Consider the following 22,661-nt stretch of genomic DNA (forward strand, 5'->3'; position numbering starts at 1 on the left):
TCCAACTAGCTCCTTTCTATGACGATATATCTATATTATTGAAGGATATAATTACACAATACAATATTATACGATGATATTATTATATCATGAATTTGGCTTATCACTAGCCTGTGCACAGACGATCGGATAGGCCCTCTTGGAGGGTAATCATTGAAAAGATATAAATTACAGTTACAGCTTCATCCGTATATCCTGCTTTTTATCGCCATTCTGTCGGTGTCCGTATCTTCGATCATGATCAAATCATCGGACACGCCAACCGCTGTAGCCGGTATGTACAGACTTTATCTATCGGCACTCATCATGCTTCCGTTTGTCCCCTGGAAAACGCTCCGCTCCTCAAAACTGGACTCGAAGGATTGGAGAACCGTTTTTTTGGCCGGCCTGCTTCTGGGATTGCATTTCCTGTTTTGGATGGAGTCGTTGGTATATACCTCCGTGGCGAGTTCCATGGAAATCCTGGCGCTACAGCCTTTGTTTGTGATGATCGGTTCGTACTATATGTTTAGGGAACGAGCGAGTGTGCTGACCGTTCTTTGCTTGGTTGCCGCCCTGTTTGGCTCAATCATTATCGCTTGGGGAGATATTGGCGTCTCAAGAGAGGCTTTGATTGGGGACGGTTTGTCTTTGCTAGGAACCATACTGGTGTCGGCTTATATGCTGGTCGGACAGAAAGTGAGCCACAAAATCAATGCGAATCTATACAGTGTTGTCGTCTTCTTTATTGGGGGGAGTGTCCTGCTCGTCTACAGTTTGTGGAATCACCATTCTTTGACCCATTACAACGCTTCGGATTGGACATACTTCCTTCTGCTTGCGGTCATTCCCACGATCTTTGGCCAATATGTTTTCAATCTGCTGCTCAAGTCCATTGGTGCAACAACGGTTTCCGTTGGCATTATCGGCGAACCCGTTTTGGCCATAATGCTGGCTTATCTGTTGTTGGGAGAAACGATCTCCGTATTTCAATTTGTAGGTGGGATGATTACGCTGCTGGGCATGCTGACATATTTTTGGCTGCAAACCCTAAGATATTCAGCTCACAAAAATCTTTCGCATTGATCAGTGTATGCAGTATTAGTCCATCGGTAGAATGTAACTAGCCAGCATCCTCCATATGGAATAGGATACAATGCATCCCATACTGTTGCATGAGGTATAACATTATTAAGCTGCTCGTTAAACACAAACAGCCGATCCACGTGGATCGGCTGTTTTTAAACCCTTCTTTAAAAATATCATGCAGCGACATCATAATTCTTCTAGCGCTTATCCTGCTCTCGACCGTATTATGGCGCAATAATTTGTCTACCCACGTTCACATCATCTACCTTCCATTGGTTATCAACCAATTTATAGAATACAAAACGATCAACGAGCTCAAGATTGATCGGACCGCTTTCAAAGTAAGCCGATTGGTGCATTCTCGCCGCTGTGGTACTACTGTAGGTAATATCGGCCTTTTTTGTTAGTATAGCGTTATTTTTAATGCCATTACTGTGAATAATCTTGTTTATAAATGAGTCCGTGAAATAAGGTCTGAAATGTGTTCGGATTTGGGAATAGCTTGAGAGATCGGTGGCTTCATTTATCTTTTCATTCAGTACGTTTATTCTTTCTTGACTCATTCTCCAAGGCTTCTGCGGCTCTGTATAGATAAAGACCTGTTGCAGACCGATCGTAATGGTTGTTTTTCGTTCTTGTTTGGACCACAGCGCCGTTCCGCCAAAAGCTTCAGCAAAAACACGTGCGGGCACTTAAGTCGTTCCATGATCGATTTTTGCTGGCACATCAAGACTGAAAGCAGCGTTATTTAATAAAGCTGTGCGAGAGTTCACACGCAGCAATAGCTCTCGTTTGCCACGAATAATCGTAATGCTTTTTTTTGCCTGGTTCCAAGTTACTTCTGAATTGAATTTCTCTGAAACAGCACGTAATGGAATCAGCATTCGTCCATTTTCGATTTTCCCATTGTCAACCGTATTCGAAAAATTATCGGCGAAGCTTATCGCTGGATTACCGATTAGTAAGGTACACACTAAAGAAAATGTTAGTGCGAGTATTGTTTTTTTCATAGATGACTCCTCCCACGGTTCGATTATATCCTTGACCCTAACTCAATCCTTGTTATTTTAAAACAAACCCCTCCAGCAATTTACGCCGGAGGGATCAGGCAGTACGTAATGAAGCTATTTTTGATCAAATATGATTACCGTTTTGGGATTCGCCACGTATTCAACGGGAGATCCTAACAGCTCGGACACGAAGCGTACGGGGATAAACGAACTATTCTTCTTCAACAGTAACGGCGCATCAAATGAAACGGTTTTTCCATTCACGTTTGCTTTCTTTTCATTCACTTTCCAACGGATCGTCGTGTTGTCTTTGCTGATCGTTACCTCTTGTTTGCTTTGGTTCCACCCTACCTTCGAACCCAATCGCTCGGATACAAATCGAATCGGGACATAAGTGCGGCTCGATGCAATAAACGGCGCTTCGCTTAACCCAAAGGAACTCTCTCCTATGTAAGCAGTTCTACTCCCTATCACTAATCGCTGGGCTTTCAGTTGGCGGGATCCATCTCCACCGAGCTTATTGAGAAGTTGATACGTTTTGGTCGTACTTCTTAAATCCAAATAGTTACCGCTTAATTGCAACGCGTATCTTAGCGCTCCCGTGTCATAATGAGTATCGAACGAATGATTTCGAATGGGGTCCAAACTCCATACACGGTTATCCTTTAGATATAAATATTGAAGTTCCTTTAGGGATTTCAAAGGCTCAAGGTTGTAAACCAAATTAGAGTTTAGACTCAAGGAAGACAGGTTAGACATTTTTTTCAGTGGGTCTAGTTTCTTGATCTGATTGTTGTCCGCGGAAAGAACCCTCATTAGCGTCATCCCTTCAAGCGCACGGAGATCCGAAATTCGATTGCTTCCGATGTTAAGGCTCATTAAACTTTTGGATAGCGGCTTAAGTGGACTCAGGTCCGAGAATTGATTGCTCGCTATTTCCAAATTCTTTAGCTTGGTTAATCTGCTCAAGGGCTGAATATTCGCGATCTGGTTCCCGTTCAGTTGTAACCATGTTAATTCTCTGGCCATTGATAATGCCGTAATATTCGAGATTTGATTATCGTTCGCTTCGAATGTATGCAGACGCCCAAGCTGCTTGATCACATCAATCGACGAAATTTGGTTCCGGTTTACGATCAACATTTCCAAATCCGTCATGTCGGACAAATCCTCAATTGAAGCGATCTGATTGTCTGCAATATCAAGTTCGCGAATCTTAGTCAATGGCATGAGTGGCGTAATATCGTCAATTTCATTATCGGACAAGTCAAGATATGTCACATTGGAAGCATATTGCAAGCCTTGAATGCTTTTAATTCCTCGTCTTGAAAGATCAAGTAATGTTAATGATTCCATATCTTTCTGTGTAACAGCCGCATTTCCATCCTTTTTTAAAATCTGCTTTATTGCTTGCTCCAACTGCTCGTCCTGAAAACTTACTTCCAGGGAAGCCTGCTCCATAGATGCCTGGCCCGGTAAGCTGATCATCATTACCAAAATTAATACGAGCCCTGATAAAACCTTATTCATTTCCGTTCCTATCCCCTCTTCTACTGGTGTCTTATGGTAATGACGCTTATAACCGATAAAAGTTGCAGTACATTTTTTTCCATTGTGCCATCAAGACGAGTACAAAAAAAAGGCCAACCAGTAGACTCTGGCTAACCTTTCCATAAATCCTCCAACCTTACACGATTCTTTATTTAGTGCTCATACGCTCGAGCATATTTCTCATGGTAGTCGATTATCTCGTCCAACTCGGATTCCTCGAGTCCTTAACTTCCATTCCTCATTCCTTTCTTTGCTCGCGGACTTGTACGGCATCCGGGGAACGCAATTCCCAAGCCCGGACGCCGCGGATGTCCGCCATAATTACTTCGCAGCAAGTGATTCCGTTTTATATTGCCTATCACACATCGTTTTGCAGTTGTGTACAATTAAACGCCCGCTTCTTCCTTCTGATACATCTCGGTCAGCTTGATACTTCTGCCTTCCTGCAAACGGGATCGTTCGGAAGCGAAGGCAATCAAATGGCTTTGCAAGGAAGCGGTAGCCGATGTGAGGCCTTGAGACGGGTTGCGGTCGAATTTATGTACATTTTTAAGGAAGGAGCTCACCATGCGCTCATCGCCTCCGCCGTGGCCGTCGCCCTGCACGCTGCATTTAATTTCAATCTCTTCGCCCGTCGCATAGCGGTACAGCGTAAATGAGCCCTTATCCATGTCACCAATGATCTCTCCCTGCGTGCCCATAATCTGCACACGGCGGGTAGCGCTCTTGGTTAATCCCGACATAATAAAGTTAGCGTTGGCGCCGCTGGCAAATTCCATATTGACGACCTGATGGTCAACAACATTGTTATCGCAGCGATAGACGCAGCGGCCGAACGGTCCTTCCTTAAGCGCCCGGAGAATGCCTTCCCGTGATAAATCGTGCGTCATATAGCACGCCCAATGATCGGCAGGTTGCTCCAAATACATTTTAATCGCCGAAAAGGCACATTCCCTCTCCGCTTCGCAACCATCGATGCAGCGGTCCGTTGCACCCTCAGGCGCGTTCTCGGCTTTAAAATGCAGCAATGAGCCAAAGGAGCTGACCGCTGTGCACGGCTCATCCATCAGCCAGGAGATGAGGTCCAGGTCATGGCAGGATTTGGCCAGAATCATCGGACTTGTTTCCTCGGAATTGCGCCAATTGCCGCGTACGTAGCTATGAACCATATGGTGATAGCCTACGTTCTCTGTCAGCTGAATGGTGCCGATGGCACCCAGCTCCCCATCCTCGATGCATTTTTTGATGCCCGACCAGAACGGGGAATAGCGAAGCACATGCGTGACCACCAGCAAACGCTTATGCTTAAGGGATGCTTGCTCCAGGTCTATGCATTCCCGCACATCCGGTGACATCGGCTTCTCCAGCATGACATGGTAGCCAAGCTCCAACGCTTTCATTGTCGGTATATAATGCATCCGATCAAGCGTGCAGATGATCATCACGTCGGCTATTTTCCCCTGCTCGAATGCTTGTTCCCAAGAATGATAAACATGCTCTTCAGCGATTTGATGAATCTCAGCAAAACGCTGTCTGCGTTCATCATCCGGCTCGGCTACGGCAACAAACTTCAGCTCATTCGGAAATTTCTCCGCATATGGTCCGTAGATGTATCTACCTCTACTGCCTGCGCCTATTAGTACGGCCGTTAATGTTCTCAATGTTAGTCCCCCTTGCATGTACAGTTGCATCCTAATTTCATTGTAAGGGGTGACTCCGCGCATCAAAATAGATCATTGCTTACATTTCATATACATTTATTGACCTTGGTGCATAGTTTCGGTGCGGGCCGTTCGAAAATCCTGCGGCGTCATATCATTTTGCTTCTTAAAAAAGCGGATAAAGGCAAGCGCTGAATTGTAGCCGAGCTTGGCGGCAATTTCATTGACCTTCATGGATGTATTGAGCAGCATATCTTTTGCTATGACATTACGGTAATCATTTACGTATTTAGAAAGACCGATTCCCGTTATCTGTTTGTATAGCCTTGAGAGATAGGATGGATTCAAGCTGACATAATCCCCGATCGCGGTTAGGGATATATCATCCGCAATATGCTCCTCTATATAACGATGCACCTTATTGACAACCTCCGCCGGCAGCTCTGTCCCTCGAAGCGCATTCCATTCAAAAAAGCAGTCCGCAATTTGCCAATAGTATGGAATCAGTTCCGTCCATGAAGCGGTCTCCTCCTGGCGGAACAGCATATCCATATTCATCTGGGTGTTCATATAGTCTCGCATATCTTTATTTTTGTGCAAATGCGCCAGAAATACCGCAGATAGGAAATGGTACAACTCAAGCTTGCGCTCATAAGGAGTATCCGGATCGTTCCAGATGTCTGTCAATTCAACAAACAGATGATTAAACTGCTCGCGGTGATTATTTTCAAGACAGCTCATCAGCAGCTGCACGCGAGCGTGAAAAAAGCTGTCATGATAGCTTTTCGCCTTCTCTTTTTCTTCGGACTTCTGAAGATCTTGATCGGTCATGATGACCTCATGGAACAAGCCATGGCCTTGCATAAGACCGTATTTCATCGCATGAAAACGATCCGACAGCCGATTCCAGGGGACAGCCTCGCTGCCAATAAGAAAAGATACGGAGAGGTTCAGCAGCCTTTTGCTGGTCGCCTGGATCGTCTCCAAATTGCCGCTCACATAGCGGTACGCCCTGGTCCATTCCATCGTACGGGTATCCGCCGTTATCTCCGGACCGGCTTTAGGCTGAAAGATCCATACCATTTTGTTCATATCAAATACGACGGAAAAGCAGCGCACATGGGCGGATAAATACTCATCGCCGATATTTTGAAGAGCGTAAGCGAGCAAAGCTTTGTCCGGCGCCGTGAACATTTCCTTCCAGGCATCGATCCGGCCAATCAGTAAATAGACGGGCAGCGATGCGTCGAGCGTAATGTCCATTTCCGCAAAAGCGTCCCCAAGCTGCGGCTCCGTCATCGTCTTGCCTTGAAGCAAGCCCCAAATATACTCCTTCTGCAAGGAAGGCATCGCTTTCCTCATATTGGACTGGGCCCGCAAGATCATTTGCGCCTGACCCTGTTCCTCTTCAATTTGATCTATCGCCCGTTCAACGGTATGTATGATCTTCTCATCGCTTTCCACTTTCAGCAAATAATCAAAGGCACCAAATGTAAGGGCGTTCTTCGCATAGTGAAAATCGTTGAACCCTGTCAATAAAATAACTTTGCACGCCGGCCACTGTGATTTGATTTCCTGCAGCAGCTCAATGCCTTCTATGCCAGACATCTTAATGTCCGAAATCACAATATCCATCCGATGATGGGACAGCACCTCAAGCGCCTCTTCGCCGGAATAGGCCTTCATGACTTCAAGCTCCAAATGCTCCGTCTTCTCGAACAATTCCAGAAGACCATCTACAATGATCGGCAGATCATCCACGATTAAAAGCCTGTACATGGCGATTCCTCCTTAGTTCATGCTCAGTTTAATAATAGCTTGAAGCCCGCCAAGCTCAGAGCGTGATACGGTAATCCCATACTCTTCTCCATAACGAAGCCGAATTCTGCGATGAACATTAAGCAGGCCGGTTGTCTCCTCCATCAGGTTGGTTGAATAACGAAGCCTCTTGTCAAGCGCTTCAATCTCCTCGTCCGTAATGAACTCGCCATTATCTTCTATATAAATGTAATAAGCATCATTGCGCAGCTTACTGTGCACCCATAGCTCGCCTGTGCCGCGCATATTGCCCAGGGCGTACTTGTAAGCATTTTCAATAATAGGCTGCAAAATTAATCGGGGAACTTCTATCGACTTGGCTTCAACTTCAAACAGCACTTCGATTCGATCCCCGTAACAGATCGACTGCATCTCCACATACGTGCGGGAATGCTCAAGCTCCATCTCCAGCGGAATGTCGTCATCATGCTGACGGGTAATGAACTGAAAATATTGCCCGATGTATAAGCAGAACTGGTAGGCTTTTTCCTTCTGGCTATCGGATTTAATCAAACGGCAAAGGACGAAGAAGCAATTATATAAAAAATGAGGATTAATTTGCGATTGCAATCGTTTCAGCTCCGAACGCTGATTGCGAATTTGCTGCTCATAATTTTCCTCAATCAGTGTCTTCAAAGATTTCACCGTATCGTTAAAAGCCTGGTATAAATAGCCGAACTCATCCTTCCTGCGGTCGATCAAGATCGGCTCCAGCTCGTTTTGCTGCATGCGGCGGAAAGAACGCACCAGCTTGATTAACGGACGGTATATCAGCCGGATTAAAAAATAGGTGAAGAATAAAAATATAAAAACAGCAAGCGCGCAAGCCCACCAAAACAAAGTTTTATATACCTCGAGCGAACCAAGAATCGTCTCTTCCGGTATGCTCGTTACCATGTATGAATTCCAAAGGCTTGAATACTTAAATACGGTTAGAAATCGCTTATTTTTATAATGGATCGTATCATAGCCTTCATCCATGTTCGCTGCCTGCTTTTCAAAAGCCAGCTGCTTCATCAGATCATGCAATTCAAGGTCGGAGCCGCTATTGATTTCAAAGCCACGCTCCAGATTAAACAATACGGTCTGGCCTTCCCTGCTGTTGCCAATTTGCCCTAAAGTTTCTTTCATTTTGCCGGTTGAGAGCTCAACGCCTACCACATAGAGCGGGTCCTTCTTCCCTGCAGGGTACTGCATTGTAATAAACAGCCGATCCTGCCAATAAATAAAGGGCTCCGTATAGAGCTTCTTGTCTGGCTGCATCGCTTCGTATTCTTCCGCATTCAGACTGGTTTCAAAGCTGTTGCTCAGCACCGTGCGCTCGATTTGCGGAATGTACGCCTTCGCCTCACGAATAAACGGACTGGAATTTTTCATTAAATCCAATCGATGCTGAATATCCAATATTTTATACGACCGCTCATAGGAGTTCATCTGCTCGCCTGTCGCCGCCACCTCCATTAAATCCTTATCCATGACGTAGTTAGGCAAATATCGGCTGATTCGATCTGCTTCCTTATCCAGGGAGTCTATATAAAACCGCGTTGTATTCAAGATCGAATCGGATATTTCACTCCGGATATGATTGGCTCCTTGCTCATTGATCATCCAGGTAATCGCCATAAGCGGCAGTAAGGCCGCCAAAAAGGCAGCCATGATCTTTTTGAATATAGAAGAATCCTGTAACAAGAATATACTTTTCATCGTTTGTTCTCCTGTGCCTGAGATCTACGACCTTCCTGTCTATTCTTTTACACTTCCCATCACAATGCCTTTGATGAAAAACCGCTGCAAGAAAGGATAGACTATAAGAATAGGGAAAGCCGCAACGAAGATTTGTGCTGCCCTGCTTGTACGGTCAGACAGCTGGAGCATGAGTTCCACATTTTCTGATTTTAGAAATCGGAAGTCCATCTTAATAATAACGGTTTGCAAGAAGGTTTGCAGTGGATAATTTTCTGGATGATTCATATAAAGCATGCCATCGAACCAGCTATTCCAATGCCCGACCATCGTAAACAGCCCCGTTGTTGCCAGTGCGGGCAACGATAGCGGAACATATATTTTCCAAAGTGTTAAAAAATGTCCGGCTCCGTCTATCCGTGAAGCTTCCTCAAGCTCCTTGGGCAAATTGCGGTAAAAGTTCAATAGCAGAATGACGTTGAACACGTTAATCGCCATCGGAAACACTAGCGCTCCGAGAGAATCAATAAGTCCCAAGCTTTTAATTGTTAAATAGGTAGGGATTAATCCGCCACTGAACAAAATCGTAAACACGAAGATCCAGGCATAAACGGTTCTTAAACGAAACGTATTGCTGTCTTTGGATAAAGGATACGCCGTAACAATCGTTAACAGCATGCTTAATGCCGTCCCGACAACAACCCGTTGAAAAGAAATGCCAAAAGCTCTTAAATATTCAGGCTTGCCGAACACGTTATCATAAGCTGCCGTTGTAAATTCTACAGGCCACAGCCCCACCTTGCCGGCTGCCGCAGCTGAACCCGAGCTAAAGGAAATTGCCAAAATATGAATAATAGGCATTAAGCATAAAAACGATATAAAGGCTAGAAAAATTAGATTGCATACGAGAAAAGCTCTTCTTCCGAATGACGGTTTAATGACCACGATCTGTCTCCTTTCTGAATCACCGACTTTTTCGCTATTAGAAAATGCGGTAATTCGCTAGTCGGTATGCGAGTACGTAGGATACGGAAATGAAAATAAAGGATACAACGGATTTCAATAAACCGACAGCTGTGGCAAATCCGAACTGAGCTTGCTGGATCCCCATGCGGTAGACAAAAGTATCAATGATATCAGCACTTTCATAAACCGGTGCACTGTACAGGTTAAATATTTGATCAAATCCGGCATTCAGCACATTGCCGATATTAAGCGTAAGCATGAGGATAATGATCGGCATCATGCCCGGCAGCGTCACGTGAAGCGTTTGTTTCCATCGGCCTGCGCCATCGATTTGAGCGGCTTCATAAAGCGTAGGATTGATTCCTGTTAGCGCCGCCAAATAAACTATGGTGCCAAATCCAAATTCTTTCCATACATCGGAGATAACCATGACATAAGGAAACCAGTTATTGTCGCCAAGAAAGAAAATCGGCTTCATGCCGAACCATCCAAGCAGTTGGTTTAATATGCCGGAGGAAGGAGATAAAATGTCGACCAAAATACCGCTCAGCAGCACCCAGGATAAGAAATGGGGCAGATATACCAGGGTTTGGAACGTTCTTTTCATCCATTCTCTACGCAATTCATTAAGCAAAATAGCAATGGTGATCGGCACGAACAAACCGGCAACGATTTTCATTACGGCAATATAGACCGTGTTAAAAAAGATACGGCCGATATCCGGATAATCCATTAACAGCTGGAAGTTCCTCCATCCGATAAATGGGGAGCCGAACAACCCTTTATTCGGCACATATTTTTGAAAAGCCATCATGATTCCTGACATCGGAATGTAACTAAAAATAACAATAAAAGCCAAACCTGGCAGCAGCATCAAATGAAGCGGCCATTCCTTCTTCCATATGCGCATCAGTTTCATATCTTCACCTCGCTGATTCACTTTTCATGCTGTGCATTTCTTACTCAAGGACCTGATTGTTCTTGAAAAAAGGAGGGATTGCATAAAATCAATCCCTCCCTCCGCCACAGATTCTATTGAAGCGATTTATACCACTCGTTCACTTCTTTCGTGATTTCATCGCCGCCAAGCTTCTTCCACTCTTCAACGAATTTATCGAATTCGTCTACGGATACTTGGTTCATCATGATTTTGATGAATATCTCATCACGTTTCTTCGTCAAGATTTCTTGACGATCTGCCATCGTCGGAGTAGGCGCGCCGTAGAACTTGTTTTGCAGGTATTCTTTGTTTTGATGGATTTTAGGGTTATGCGATACCGCACCGTTCGGACCCGAAATCAGGTACTCCCACCACATGTTGATATCGCTGCCGTCAACATATTTCATTGCACGCTCATAACGCGTTTTTTGGTCTTTTGTTTCCAAAATGCTAGCATCTTTTGTTTCGATCGCTTTCGGCAAGATCTCCCCATTATTATCGATTTGTCTACCTACACGAAGCGGGTTAAGCAACCAGTAGTTAGCTCCTTTTTCTACCCGATCTTTACCGTATTCGTAAACCTTTTGTTCTTCTGTTGGATGAGACTGCGTTACGATGTATTGGTTCAGCAATTTGATAACGCCTTCCGGATGCTTGGCTTGTTTGGAGATTACATAGTACTCGTCAACGCCAAGGCCGATTTGATTCAACGTAGGCTTGTTATCGATTGAAGGGATCGGGAACGCTCCCCATTCTTGAACAACCTTGCCGTCTTTCACAGCGCCCTGCACAAGCTGGGCCGGTGTCCAGGAAGCGCCGAATACCATGCCGATGCTGCCGTCGTAGATGAGCTCAGCGGCTTTTTCCGTATCTTTAACGGCAAACTCAGGATCGATCAACCCTTTCTTGAACATGTCTTGTAGCGCTCCAAGAGCCTGCTTCATCTCAGGCTGAATATCACTGTTCATCAAACCGCCGTTCCCGTCTTCCATCCAAATGTTTTCATAAGCGTGATAGCCGTTCAAGAACGCTCTCAGACCGGTAACGCCTGTCTCTGTGCTAAATGGATTCTTGCTGACCGCAATACCGTAAGTCTGTTTTGTACCGCCAGGATTCTTCTCTTTGAACGCTTCGGCAATTTTAATGAAATCATCCATCGTTTTAGGCTCAGGCAGGTTCAGTTCTTTCAGCCAGTCCGTACGAACGAACAAGTACTGATAGTTGAATGGATTGTATGAGCTTGGAATACCCATCATTTTTCCGTCGATCATCGCTGTTTTCATTTGCATGCCGCCGTCCACGGTCAGAAACTTTTTTGTCTCTTCCGTAGCATGCTGATCATATATCTCTGTCAGATCCATAATCATATCCGCTTCAGTAAGCTCTTTAAGCTGTGCTGCGTTGACAAGCATGAAATCCGGAATATCATTCGATGCAATCGCGATTTTCACTTTTTCCTTAAATTGACTTACATCGGCAATCCATTTGTTTGTAATTTTGACACCGATATCTTGTTCATAAGCGTCATAAACTGAGTTTTTGTCGAAGTCTTCACCTTCGTCAAATTTCAAGTAAGGATCGCTTGGCGAAACCGTTGAAACCTCAATGATATCATTGCTGTTTCCTGTGCCTGTTGTTTGGATCGGTTCCTTGGAATTTCCAGATGGTTGGTTTGGCTCAGACGACGTTTTGAAGCCGCAGCCTGTAATCGCCAATGCAAGCGTCAAGGAGATCATTGCAAGTGCCTTTTTGCTCTTCAAATTTTACCCCTCCGGTACATTTTCGTTTAGTTTTCTGCAAATTGTATTGCAGTCTTTCATAATTCCAGTATAGAAAGAAGCCCCCCGCTGTTCTATATACTAGTCTTTACTTTCGTATACACCTCTTGACACCAGGCAAAAAGCAAATAATTACCGTGATTCACCTATACAACGGCAGCGTTTACTTTTCATTTAGAAACACCTCATAATGTATGTATGAAAGTAAATAACAGTATCTGGTTAAAGGCATCCCTTGTCTATATACTTAGCATATAAATTCATGTTTGTCTGGAGGCGTTGGACATAATGAGACTTCATATTGCCTATGACCATCCCATTGCTATCAATGCTTTCGAATGGACCCCTGCCACTTATCGGCAGCCGCCTCATGTGCACGCAAGTCTGGAGATCGGTCTCTGTTTAACAGGCAAAGGCTATTTTTTCTTTGGCAACAAACAATATGCAGCAAAACCTGGCGACTTATTTCTGGTCAACAATGATGAACGGCATATTGCCCAATCTGCCCCCGATGACCCGAGCCGCTATCTTTTTATTAATTTTGATCCCGCGCTGCTGCTAGCGGAAGAGCCCGGTCTTCTGCTGCCATTCTCCTATCGCTCCACTCATTTTTGCAATCATATTATGGGCGGCTCGCCGCTCGCCAAACAGCTTACGCCTTGGGTGCTGGCTATAGCGGAAGAACTGCGGGAAAAGTCCCCGGGTTATTTGGCAATGGCCAAAAGCGCGCTCATTCAGCTGTGCGGCCGTCTTCTTCGACATTACGACGGTTTGCTGACCGATGATGAGCGTCATCATATGGTACATTCCGTTCGCCAGGCGCAATCGCTGGCCGCTTTGGTCGAGCATCGTTACCATGAGCCGGTTAGCTTAGGGGAATTGGCTGATGAACTTGGTTTAAGCATCTCGCGCGTGAGTCGGGCGTTTCTGGAAACGACCGGTTATCGCTTCTCGGAATATGTTTCCTTGCTGCGTGTTCAGGCTGCCAAGCGGGAATTGGCAGGAACCGACAGAGCTGTTGCCGATATTGCATTCGAATGCGGCTTTCAAAGCTTGCCGACCTTTTACCGTGTTTTTAAAGAGATTGTCGGCCTGTCTCCGATCCGTTATCGGCAATCTAGAGGGATGACGGAATGAGCAAATAATGAGATTAATGCTTTCATGATTTGAGAAGCCATTGTCGTCATGACTGGTTATAATCAAGGCATATTTTGATTACATGGATTTCAGGAGGGCAACCTTAATGACGAAATGGATTGGACTGAGGGAATTAGTTCGGGATGAAATAAAACAGCGCGGAGAAGAAGGCTGTCATGTTGAGGGGATGGCCGAGCGTCAGGAAGCAGCCGGCACAGACGAAGCAAAGTTAATGGAAGTATACCAGGCTTTAATGGCTCTTGAAACGCATGCGGATTTCAAGTATTTCGAGCCGTCGGAATTGGAGGCCATTCGCGCCGAACGTCCGGATGGACCGAGATTCCTGTCCGGAAACTGGGATGAGCTTAAATGGCAGGATAAATTTCATGGTGCGTGGCTCGGCCGTTCGGCTGGTTGCGCGCTCGGAAAACCTCTCGAAGCTCCTTCCTTCATGCAAGGCTCGGGCGGAAGACCCGGCTGGCACAATATTAAGTTGTGGTTCGAAGGCGCAGGGCAATGGCCGATTCGCCACTATACACCGGGCGATTCAACTGCAGAAGCCGAGTACGGTATCGAGATAGCAAGGTGGAGCAGCTTGGCCAGCTGCCGGGATAACATTCGTTTTATGGAAACGGACGATGATGTTCGATATACCGTTCTCGGTCTGCTCATGCTTGAGGAACGCGGGCTCGATTTCAACTCTTGGGACGTGGGCAAGCTGTGGCATCGTCATTTGTCATTCGGGCAGGTATTTACGGCAGAAGCGCAGTCCTATCTTAATTTCGCTCGCGTCACTTCACATATTAGCGGCGATCAGCCAGACGACTGGGAGAAACATATCCACTGGGGGCGTTCTTATTTGAATCCCTACCGCGAATGGATCGGCGCCCAAATCCGTGTAGACGGCTATGCATACGGTGCTGCCGGCCAGCCCCAGCTTGCAGCTGAGCTTGCTTGGCGTGACGCTTCCTTCTCCCACGTGAAGAATGGGATTTACGGCGCCATGTTTTGCTCGGCAATGATTGCCGCCGCATTCGTTGAAAGTGACATGAAGCGAATTGTTGAGATCGGATTGAGTGAAATTCCGAAACGCAGCCGACTTGCAGAAGATATCGCATTAGCGGTCAACATTGCTGAGGAAACGGAAGACCCATTAGATTTGGTGAGTAAAATATGGGAAGCATTTAAGCATTATCACCCTGTTCATACCAATAATAATGCTGCATTATGCGCGGCAGCGCTCATTCATTCCGGAGGGGATTTCGAGAAAGGCATTACGGCAGCCGTACTTGGAGGCTGGGACACCGATTGCAATGGCGCCACCGTCGGCTCCATTCTTGGCGCATCGCTTGGAGCGGCGGCGCTTCCTGAGAAGTGGATCTCGCCGCTAAACGATACGTTGTATGCCGATGTCAGTGGCTTCCACCCCATTGCCATCTCCGAATGCGCGCAAAGAAGCTATCGCGTCTTTCGAAAATTGCAGCATTAACATGATTTAGGATGAATCGAGTATAATGCGGTATCATATTAAACTAATATGTCCGTTCACTTAAGAAGGCAGCTGATCGCTCTGACCAGCTGCCTTCTCTTTTTTATCAAACTCCTCTTGAGAAATTACCCGAACATCAACTTTCAAAGCATTTAAATAATAATCTGTGTAACACCTCCAATAATATCCTCTTGGCAAGTGTTCTGTACGCCCGATGAGCTCATTTCGATTATTCATTTTTGAAGGCATAAGCCATTTTCGTGTAGGATAATATCTGCTTTGCTGCAGGTCGGACGCCGATACATGCATCTTACTACCCGCGTCCTGCGTGTCGCCTTTGTTTTAATGACAATTGAAAAATCGCCATCTATACTAAACCTATAAAGCGTATGGAATGGAGGAGCCGTCTATACATGAAAATTTCACTCGACATCGACCCGCGCAACGAAGAAACCACGGTGACGATTCACTGCAAAGAATTGACCCCAGCCATCCAGGAGATCCTCGAGTACCTCAATAAGAATGACACGGATTTGATCGTCGGAAAAGATGGAGAGAATCAGCACTTAATTAAGCACGAGGAAGTACACTACTTTCGTACAGAAGGCGATGTGGTCACAGCCGCCACCTCAGAAGGAATCTTTAAAGTAAAAGAAAAATTATATGAGCTCGAAAACTCCCTTCCCTCCCACCGGTTTATCAGGATCTCAAAATCCGTCATTGCAAACCTGCATGCAATGAGCCATTTCGAACCATCATTTAACGGGACCCTCTGTGTTCACTTTAAATCAGGTGAAAAAGAATATGTTTCGCGTCATTACATTGGCCGAATTAAAGAAATTTTAAAGATGAACAGGAGGGAAACGAAATGAATGCATTTCTTTTCAGAAGCATGATCGGGATATTCTTCGGGGCCTTTATTGCTGTAATGACTACAAGTGCGCTTATTTATTTTGGCGGACAATCGACAATAGACGGAATGCATTTTATTAAAAATGCATTTGGCTATATATTCTGCGGCTGGCTGTTTAATGTCACACCCCTCTATTTCAAAATCCGCTCACTTCGCCTGCCCATACAGACTGCCTTGCACTTTCTAACAGTCACCATCGTCTACTTTATATTAAGCCTATGGATTGGCTGGATTCACATTAATGTGAAGAACTTTTTGATATTCCTGGGAATCTCTATTATCGGTTACGCCATCGGATGGATTGGATTTTATCTTTATTTTAAAAATGAATCGAAAAAGCTGAATAACGATCTTAGAAGACATTGAATAAAAGGAGAAAACGCATGGAGAGCGTCATTACAGTTCGCAATCTATCGAAAAACTTTGGCGGGACCAAGGCAGTAAAGAATCTTTCCTTTGATGTTTACAAAGGTGAAATCTTCGGAATTATCGGGCCGAACGGCGCAGGGAAAACGACCACCCTCGAAATCCTGGAAGGAATCTCTGATCCAAGCGAGGGAGCGGTTGAAGTCCTTGGACTCGTTCCCAATAAGCAGCTTCGGGCGTTAAACAAGAGAATTGGTGTCCAGTTTCAAGCCACTTCGATCCAGAAGAAAATGAAAGTAAAAGAAGCGCTGGATCTCTTTTCTTCATTTTATGATAACGCCACGAAAAAGGATCATTTCATAGAATTGCTTGGCTTAAACGAAAAGCTGAACGTAAAATTTGATGACTTATCCGGCGGATGGAAGCAGCGGGTAACTCTTGCTTTAGCCACTCTGCATGAGCCTGAAATCTTATTTCTTGATGAGCCGAGCATGGGTCTTGATCCCTCAGCAAGGCGGGAAATGTGGTCTTTGATCCGGCTGTTACGGGATCGTGGAAGTACGATTGTAGTGACCACGCATTATATGGAAGAAGCTGAGCAGCTGTGCGACAGGGTGGCGATGATTTACAGCGGCCAATTAAAAGCTTTAAACTCCCCTCGTGAATTATTAAACGAAGGTGCTGCTAATTGTCTTACCTTTATCAGTGAAGGACTCGCCCCCGAATATCTAAGCTCGCTTCCCGGCGTGGAGCGCGTTGAAAAGAATCAAGACGAATTCAAAGTGTTTTGTGATGACCAACAGACAACGGCTTATCACATTTTCAGTTACTGTCAGGAAAAAGGCATCCGATTGTCCAGCTTCAGGTTTGAAAAAGGCTCTCTCGATGATTTATTTATCCAGTACCTAGAAAAGGAGAAGATCGGATGAACGCAATCGTAAAACTCGCCGGTTTAGAAACGAAAATGTTCTTTAGAGACCGTTTAAGCGTGTTTTGGACGTTTCTCTTTCCAATTGTGATGATTGGGCTGTTTGGATCCATGTTTGTTGGAGATAACATGAGTCAAAAGGCTTTTGCCGAATATTTTGTTCCTTCGTGGATTGGCGTCAATATCGTAACCACTTCCTTTTTTACTCTGGGAACTGTTTTAACCAATTACCGGGAGACGGGCGTATTGCGAAGATATCAATCAACACCGCTCCAGCCATGGAAAATCCTCACCGCCCATACCTTTCAAGGAACCGTCATCTTTGCAATATCCGCCATGCTTCTGATGGTCTTTGGCATGCTGCTCTACGATTTAACCCTGCCGGCCTACATCGGAAGCACCCTGCTTTCATTGCTAATTAGCATCCTCGCCTTTTTCCCGTTTGCTTTATTCCTGACCTCATTAGCAAAAAACACTCAGGCTGCTTCCGCAATCAGTTCATTATTTCTAAACCTGATGCTGTTCCTCTCAGGAGCGACATTCCCGCTGGAAATGATGCCGACGGTTCTTCAATATGCAGCGAAAATACTCCCGCTCTATTACGTCATTCAGTTGCTGCGAGGGACGTGGACAGAAGCGCCAATAACGGAGTATGGCTTTGAAGCTGCTGTTTTGATTGGCATTGCTATAGTATCTGTTGTGCTTGCTACACGGTTTTTCCGGTGGAGCGGGAAATAGGAATATTATAAGAAGACTTGCATCGCATCATTTATAATCGGTTGACCCGGTTTCAAACCTAAAACGATCTACTCCATAGAGCGTATTCATATGCTCCATATGAGCCGCTCCCCAATTGTTCAATGCCTTTAGCACCGTGCTTAAACCTTTGCCATACTCGGAAATTGAATACTCTACTTTTGGAGGGACCTGGTTATAAACCTCTCGATGTACAATATCGTTATACTCAAGCTCTCTTAACTGTTGGGTAAGCATTTTTTTGTTTATACCCGGTATCGATTTTTGAAGCTCGCTGAATCTCATGGTGCCGTTGGAAATCAGTTGAAGTAAAATGACGGGCTTCCATTTCCCCACCAAAATATCAAGCGCTGATTCAAATTTGCAATACTCTTTCATTGAACTCCCCGCTTCCCTGTACCTTAGGTAACTTTTTATTCACTATGTTTAGATAAAGTGCCTACTTCATTGAACCCAATTACTAGACTATTATAACCTCAGAGAACGCAAATAAGTAATAAGGAGGTTAGCACCATTCATGAATATCGCATTATGGATCATTCAAGGGCTTGCTGCGCTGGGGTTTGTCTACTCAGGATGGTTGAAGGCGTTTCAGTTTGAAAAAGCCAACGCGTCTTGGGGATGGGTGAAAGACGTTCCCAAAGCGTTCGTCGTCTTTATTGGGGTAGCAGAATTGGTAGGAGCTTTCGGACTCATTCTGCCACTAGCGATGTATATCGCGCCCATATTGACGCCTATTGCCGCTGCAGGTCTTGCCACAATCGTTCTTCTTGGCGCCCTATACCATGTTGCACGCAAGGAGCATCGAGAAATAGGCGTAAACGTTGTCTTCTTTGTGTTAACTGTATTTATTGTGATCGGTCGTTTTTAAACCAGCATCTGCCGAAGCTGGATTCAATGTTTCAGTAGTGAATATAGCAGCAGAGAATCGACCTGCAGGTCGATTCTTTGCTCTACCACGATCGATGGTACGGTCCACCGTTAATGATCTCAAACGATCCTGCCCTTACTCTCTCATTCTTCTACCTTTATTTGCTTGGCGCAATCCCTTTTACCAGCAATTCCGTCCACTGGGCGGTATAAGGGAGTATCCTTTGGTAGATATGCGGGCTGGATATCCCTTCAACCAGGGCCTGGAAATATATCAGAAGAAATTCATCCGAATATTTCAGATCAACCTTGCCTTCTTTGCGCCCACGATGAAATAAATCCAACATAAGACTGTAGCTTTCGTTGACGTACTCCTGCATCATCAGTGATAATCCGTTATCGTCCTTCTTTGTAAAATAATCCATTAAATCGAAATAAAACTGCTTGTTGATCTTCTCCAGAAAATGAATTTTGATCTGACTCATGGCAATGATCGTTTCTTCGAAGGGTTTATTTTCGGCCATGATTTTTCGGGCATTTTCCCCCATTTGAGTTAAAAAATATTTAAACACCTCGTGGATCAGGTTTTCCTTGCTCCCAAAATATTTAAATATCGTCGTTTTACCGACATTGGCATGTCTAGCTATCTCATCCACTGTTACATTTTCGATGCCGGCTTCGGTATTCAACAAGTTAAAAGTTGCCTCCAAGACTTGATTTTTCTTCGCTTGTGTCCTCTTTTCAAAACCATTCATTCCTTATTCCTGCTTTCTAACGATTATGACTAAAATAAATTATTGCGGAGGTTTTAGTTCGTAATTTTCCTTCCTATTTATTATATAGCGAAATTATGAATTATCAAACTCATAAGAGTTTTAAACTTTAGTTTTTTTGCATTGACTATGCCAATAAACGGGTGTATAACTGAAGTTGTAAATGAACTTTGGTTTAAAACAAAGCATATTCAGCGAATAAATGAACTATTTCTAAATAATTAGTTCATTATTTATCAAGATGAAGCTTTGCTTTAGACTGGAAAGCACGTTACTAAAACTGGTTAAGAAGGAGTTTTAGTGCTATGACAAACATTGTAAAAGTGCAAGGCTTGCAAAAAAGCTTCGGGAAATTCAAAGCATTGCATGACGTGTCATTTACGGTAAATGCCGGGGAAGTTGTCGGATTTATCGGACCGAACGGTGCTGGGAAATCCACAACGATTCGTACGCTGCTCGGGATCATCCAGCGGGATGTCGGGGATGCGAAGATCTTTGGCAAGGATGTATGGAAGGACAGTCTTGAGATTCATAAACGAATTTCTTATGTTCCCGGGGACGTGGCGCTTTGGGGCAGCTTAACAGGCGGCGAAATCATTGATTTGTTTATGAAATTGCATGGCGGCGGAGACAAAACGAAACGCGACTATTTAATTAAACGGTTTGAATTGGACCCTAAGAAGAAAGCCAAAGGCTATTCCAAAGGAAATCGGCAAAAAGTCGGCTTGATCGCGGCTTTATCTGTTGATTCCGATTTGTATATTTTCGACGAACCGACCTCCGGCCTTGATCCGCTGATGGAATCCGTCTTCCAGGACGAGGTCGAGAAAATCAAGCTCGCGGGAAAAGCCATCTTGCTGTCCTCTCATATTTTGAGCGAAGTGGAACGACTGGCCGATAAAGTAGTTATTATTCGCCAAGGCAAAGTAGTTGAAACCGGAACATTGGATGAGCTGCGCCACTTAACCCGTTCGACAGTAACTATGGTAACGCAAGGCGATGTGGCTAAGATGGCAGCCGTTAACGGTGTCCATGATTTCAAGCAATCCGGCAATCAAGCGACATTCTCGGCGGATAACGAATGTATCAATGATATTTTGACCGAAGCGGTAAAATTGGGCGTCAAGAAATTTGAATCCGTGCCGCCTACGCTGGAAGACTTATTCATGCGTCATTATGAAGTCTAAGAGCGGAAACGGAGGAGACTAGGATGCAAGAAAAATTTGCGCGTTCGCGTGTACTGTTCGTCCAATATCTGAAACGTGATTGGAAAAAAGTCATCATCTGGGTTATAGGTTTAGGCTTGTTTTCAGCCGGATTTGTTCCGGCATTTGAAGAAATCGGCAAGGGGCAAGGATTGCAAGGAATGTATGAAACTCTGCAAAATCCTGCCATGATTTCCATGGTGGGTCCGACACCGATTGAGACCGCAGCGGATTATACTTTAGGCGCGATGTATGCGCACGAAATGCAGTTATTCTGCGGTTTGTTTGCGATGATTATCGCTGCATTGCATGTGGTAAGCCATACTCGCAAAGAAGAAGATCTTGGGCTTACTGAACTCGTACGCTCCTTTCAAGTAGGTCGTCAAGCCAATTCGCTTGCGGTGATTGCCGAAGTCGTTATGATCAATATTGTATTAGCGCTCGTGATTGGCGGAATGATGACTAGCTATGGCGCAGATACGATTTCGGCCGAAGGAGCCCTTTTGTTTGGCGCATCCATCGGGATGGCCGGGATTCTGGGAGCCGTGATTGCCTTAGTTATGGCGCAAATTATGCCGACCTCATCCGGAGCAACCGGTTCATCGCTCGGAATAGTAGGCTTGCTTTATATTTTTCGCGCCGGAACGGATGTGTCGAATCCTGATCTCTCCATGATCAATCCGATGGGTTGGACGTATCTAACCTATCCATTTACGGGAAACCATTGGGTCCCCCTGATTGTGGCGATAGTCTTCAGCGTCATTGTCGCGATCATCGCTTTTGCCCTTGAAGGCGGTCGAGACATGGGGGCCGGTTATTTGTCCGAACGAGAAGGACGTGAATCGGCAAAAAAATCATTGCTGTCCGTACCCGGCCTGTTTACCAAGTTGAACAAAGGCGTAATGATCAGCTGGTTGATTGCTTTCGTCATCATGGGAGCAGCCTATGGTTCGATTTATGGAGATATGCAGACGTTCCTAGAAAGCAATGAAATTCTGAGTCAAATGTTTACGATATCCGGCGTTTCCATCGAAGAAGCCTTTACCGGAACCATTATGATGGTCATGACCGGAATGGTTTCCATCTTGCCGATTGCAATCGTAAACAAACTGTTCTCGGAAGAAACGCGGCTGCATTTAAGTCAGCTTTATGCGACCAAAGTGACGCGAGCCCAGCTCTATTGGACGAGTGTCATGTTGGCCATCGTTGCTGGAATCGTGGGCATGTTGCTCGCTTCAAGCGGTCTTGGCGGAACGGCGATTTCGACCATGGGTGACCGCTCGTCCATGAAAATGTGGGATTTTATCGCCGCTGGTTATAACTTTCTGCCTTCCATGTTGTTCTTTACGGGACTTGCCGCTTTGGCTTTAGGCTGGGCGCCAAGACTGGGTAAAGCCGTTTATGCGTATCTTGGCTATTCTTTTGCATTAAACTACTTTGGCGGCATTTTGGAGTTGCCGGAATGGTTCTCGAAAACAGCCGTTCAAAGCTGGATTCCGCGGATGCCGGTTGATCCGTTTGATGCTGCCACCTTTATTGCGATCTCAGCAATCAGTATTGCCTTTATGGTTTTGGGCTTTGTCGGATATCGCAAAAGGGATATGGTTGAAGGAGCTTAACCGATAAATAAACTGATCTCATACTTTGATATAAATGGAACAGAAAACGGGCTGAATCCTGTATATTCAGCCCGTTTTTTTCATTTACGAAGTTTATCTGTATAACTAACAATATTGCCAAACTGCTCGC

General features: G+C 45.0%; 21 protein-coding genes. 10 read left to right on the forward strand and 11 right to left on the reverse strand.

Annotation, left to right across the window (positions count from 1 at the left end):
* The first annotated feature begins 153 nt into the window (after positions 1-153).
* Entirely contained in the window at positions 154-1,065 is a 912-nt protein-coding gene (locus MHI43_RS16915; RefSeq protein ID WP_036660596.1) for a DMT family transporter, read from the forward strand.
* 227 nt (positions 1,066-1,292) lie between these two features.
* Here the strand turns inward: MHI43_RS16915 and MHI43_RS16920 are convergent, their stop codons facing one another.
* From MHI43_RS16920 to MHI43_RS16960, 9 genes are all read right to left on the reverse strand, one after another.
* Complete coding sequence (locus tag MHI43_RS16920; protein WP_235201647.1) at positions 1,293-1,760, reverse strand: IseA DL-endopeptidase inhibitor family protein; 468 nt, start codon at positions 1,758-1,760, stop codon at positions 1,293-1,295.
* Positions 1,761-2,078 (reverse strand): copper amine oxidase N-terminal domain-containing protein, encoded by a 318-nt coding sequence (locus MHI43_RS16925; RefSeq protein WP_235201649.1) that lies wholly within the window; start codon positions 2,076-2,078, stop codon positions 1,761-1,763.
* A gap of 114 nt (positions 2,079-2,192) precedes the next feature.
* A complete protein-coding gene (locus MHI43_RS16930; RefSeq protein ID WP_036660598.1) occupies positions 2,193-3,608 on the reverse strand; it encodes a stalk domain-containing protein in 1,416 nt (471 codons plus the stop codon).
* Positions 3,609-4,015: 407 nt separating this feature from the next.
* The gene (locus tag MHI43_RS16935; protein ID WP_155989844.1) at positions 4,016-5,290 is read right to left on the reverse strand and encodes a Gfo/Idh/MocA family oxidoreductase; all 1,275 of its coding nucleotides are present in this window, start codon (positions 5,288-5,290) and stop codon (positions 4,016-4,018) included.
* 96 nt (positions 5,291-5,386) lie between these two features.
* Positions 5,387-7,069, reverse strand: coding sequence for a response regulator (locus MHI43_RS16940; RefSeq protein ID WP_036660600.1), 1,683 nt, complete (start codon positions 7,067-7,069; stop codon positions 5,387-5,389).
* A gap of 12 nt (positions 7,070-7,081) precedes the next feature.
* Positions 7,082-8,812 (reverse strand): histidine kinase, encoded by a 1,731-nt coding sequence (locus MHI43_RS16945; RefSeq protein WP_015735550.1) that lies wholly within the window; start codon positions 8,810-8,812, stop codon positions 7,082-7,084.
* A gap of 39 nt (positions 8,813-8,851) precedes the next feature.
* The gene (locus MHI43_RS16950; RefSeq protein ID WP_200868603.1) at positions 8,852-9,736 is read right to left on the reverse strand and encodes a carbohydrate ABC transporter permease; all 885 of its coding nucleotides are present in this window, start codon (positions 9,734-9,736) and stop codon (positions 8,852-8,854) included.
* 37 nt (positions 9,737-9,773) lie between these two features.
* Entirely contained in the window at positions 9,774-10,676 is a 903-nt protein-coding gene (locus MHI43_RS16955) for an ABC transporter permease subunit (protein ID WP_015735552.1), read from the reverse strand.
* Positions 10,677-10,789: 113 nt separating this feature from the next.
* Positions 10,790-12,457: an extracellular solute-binding protein gene (locus tag MHI43_RS16960; RefSeq protein ID WP_015735553.1), complete on the reverse strand. Its 1,668-nt coding sequence runs from the start codon at positions 12,455-12,457 to the stop codon at positions 10,790-10,792.
* 306 nt (positions 12,458-12,763) lie between these two features.
* On the opposite strand from MHI43_RS16960, the gene MHI43_RS16965 reads away from it, so the two are divergent.
* The 6 genes from MHI43_RS16965 to MHI43_RS16990 all read left to right on the forward strand — a co-directional run bounded on the left by MHI43_RS16965 (position 12,764) and on the right by MHI43_RS16990 (position 18,046).
* Complete coding sequence (locus MHI43_RS16965) at positions 12,764-13,612, forward strand: AraC family transcriptional regulator (protein WP_036660602.1); 849 nt, start codon at positions 12,764-12,766, stop codon at positions 13,610-13,612.
* A 106-nt stretch (positions 13,613-13,718) separates the two neighbouring features.
* The gene (locus MHI43_RS16970; RefSeq protein WP_036660603.1) at positions 13,719-15,101 is read left to right on the forward strand and encodes an ADP-ribosylglycohydrolase family protein; all 1,383 of its coding nucleotides are present in this window, start codon (positions 13,719-13,721) and stop codon (positions 15,099-15,101) included.
* 413 nt (positions 15,102-15,514) lie between these two features.
* Entirely contained in the window at positions 15,515-15,973 is a 459-nt protein-coding gene (locus MHI43_RS16975) for a LytTR family DNA-binding domain-containing protein (RefSeq protein WP_015735556.1), read from the forward strand.
* Positions 15,970-16,380, forward strand: coding sequence for a DUF3021 domain-containing protein (locus MHI43_RS16980; protein WP_036660606.1), 411 nt, complete (start codon positions 15,970-15,972; stop codon positions 16,378-16,380). The genes MHI43_RS16975 and MHI43_RS16980 overlap by 4 nt, the downstream gene beginning before the upstream one ends.
* A 17-nt stretch (positions 16,381-16,397) precedes the next feature.
* Entirely contained in the window at positions 16,398-17,309 is a 912-nt protein-coding gene (locus MHI43_RS16985) for an ABC transporter ATP-binding protein (RefSeq protein ID WP_036660607.1), read from the forward strand.
* The gene (locus MHI43_RS16990) at positions 17,306-18,046 is read left to right on the forward strand and encodes an ABC transporter permease (RefSeq protein WP_036660609.1); all 741 of its coding nucleotides are present in this window, start codon (positions 17,306-17,308) and stop codon (positions 18,044-18,046) included. Before MHI43_RS16985 ends, MHI43_RS16990 begins: the two co-directional genes overlap by 4 nt.
* Positions 18,047-18,073: 27 nt before the next feature.
* Here the strand turns inward: MHI43_RS16990 and MHI43_RS16995 are convergent, their stop codons facing one another.
* Positions 18,074-18,442, reverse strand: a complete 369-nt coding sequence (locus tag MHI43_RS16995; protein WP_015735560.1) for a helix-turn-helix domain-containing protein — start codon at positions 18,440-18,442, stop codon at positions 18,074-18,076.
* 139 nt (positions 18,443-18,581) lie between these two features.
* On the opposite strand from MHI43_RS16995, the gene MHI43_RS17000 reads away from it, so the two are divergent.
* Positions 18,582-18,935 (forward strand): DoxX family protein, encoded by a 354-nt coding sequence (locus tag MHI43_RS17000; RefSeq protein WP_036660610.1) that lies wholly within the window; start codon positions 18,582-18,584, stop codon positions 18,933-18,935.
* Positions 18,936-19,092: 157 nt separating this feature from the next.
* On the opposite strand, the gene MHI43_RS17005 is transcribed toward MHI43_RS17000, so the two are convergent.
* The gene (locus tag MHI43_RS17005; protein ID WP_015735562.1) at positions 19,093-19,689 is read right to left on the reverse strand and encodes a TetR/AcrR family transcriptional regulator; all 597 of its coding nucleotides are present in this window, start codon (positions 19,687-19,689) and stop codon (positions 19,093-19,095) included.
* A 323-nt stretch (positions 19,690-20,012) separates the two neighbouring features.
* On the opposite strand from MHI43_RS17005, the gene MHI43_RS17010 reads away from it, so the two are divergent.
* Both MHI43_RS17010 and MHI43_RS17015 read left to right on the forward strand, forming a co-directional pair.
* On the forward strand, positions 20,013-20,894 hold the full coding sequence (locus MHI43_RS17010) for an ABC transporter ATP-binding protein (RefSeq protein WP_015735563.1): 882 nt from the start codon (positions 20,013-20,015) through the stop codon (positions 20,892-20,894).
* A 23-nt stretch (positions 20,895-20,917) separates the two neighbouring features.
* On the forward strand, positions 20,918-22,531 hold the full coding sequence (locus MHI43_RS17015; protein WP_036660611.1) for a tetronasin resistance protein: 1,614 nt from the start codon (positions 20,918-20,920) through the stop codon (positions 22,529-22,531).
* Positions 22,532-22,661 lie beyond the last annotated feature (130 nt).

The sequence above is a fragment of the Paenibacillus sp. FSL H8-0457 genome (genome assembly GCF_038051935.1).
Lineage (GTDB): Bacteria > Bacillota > Bacilli > Paenibacillales > Paenibacillaceae > Paenibacillus_AQ > Paenibacillus_AQ lautus_A.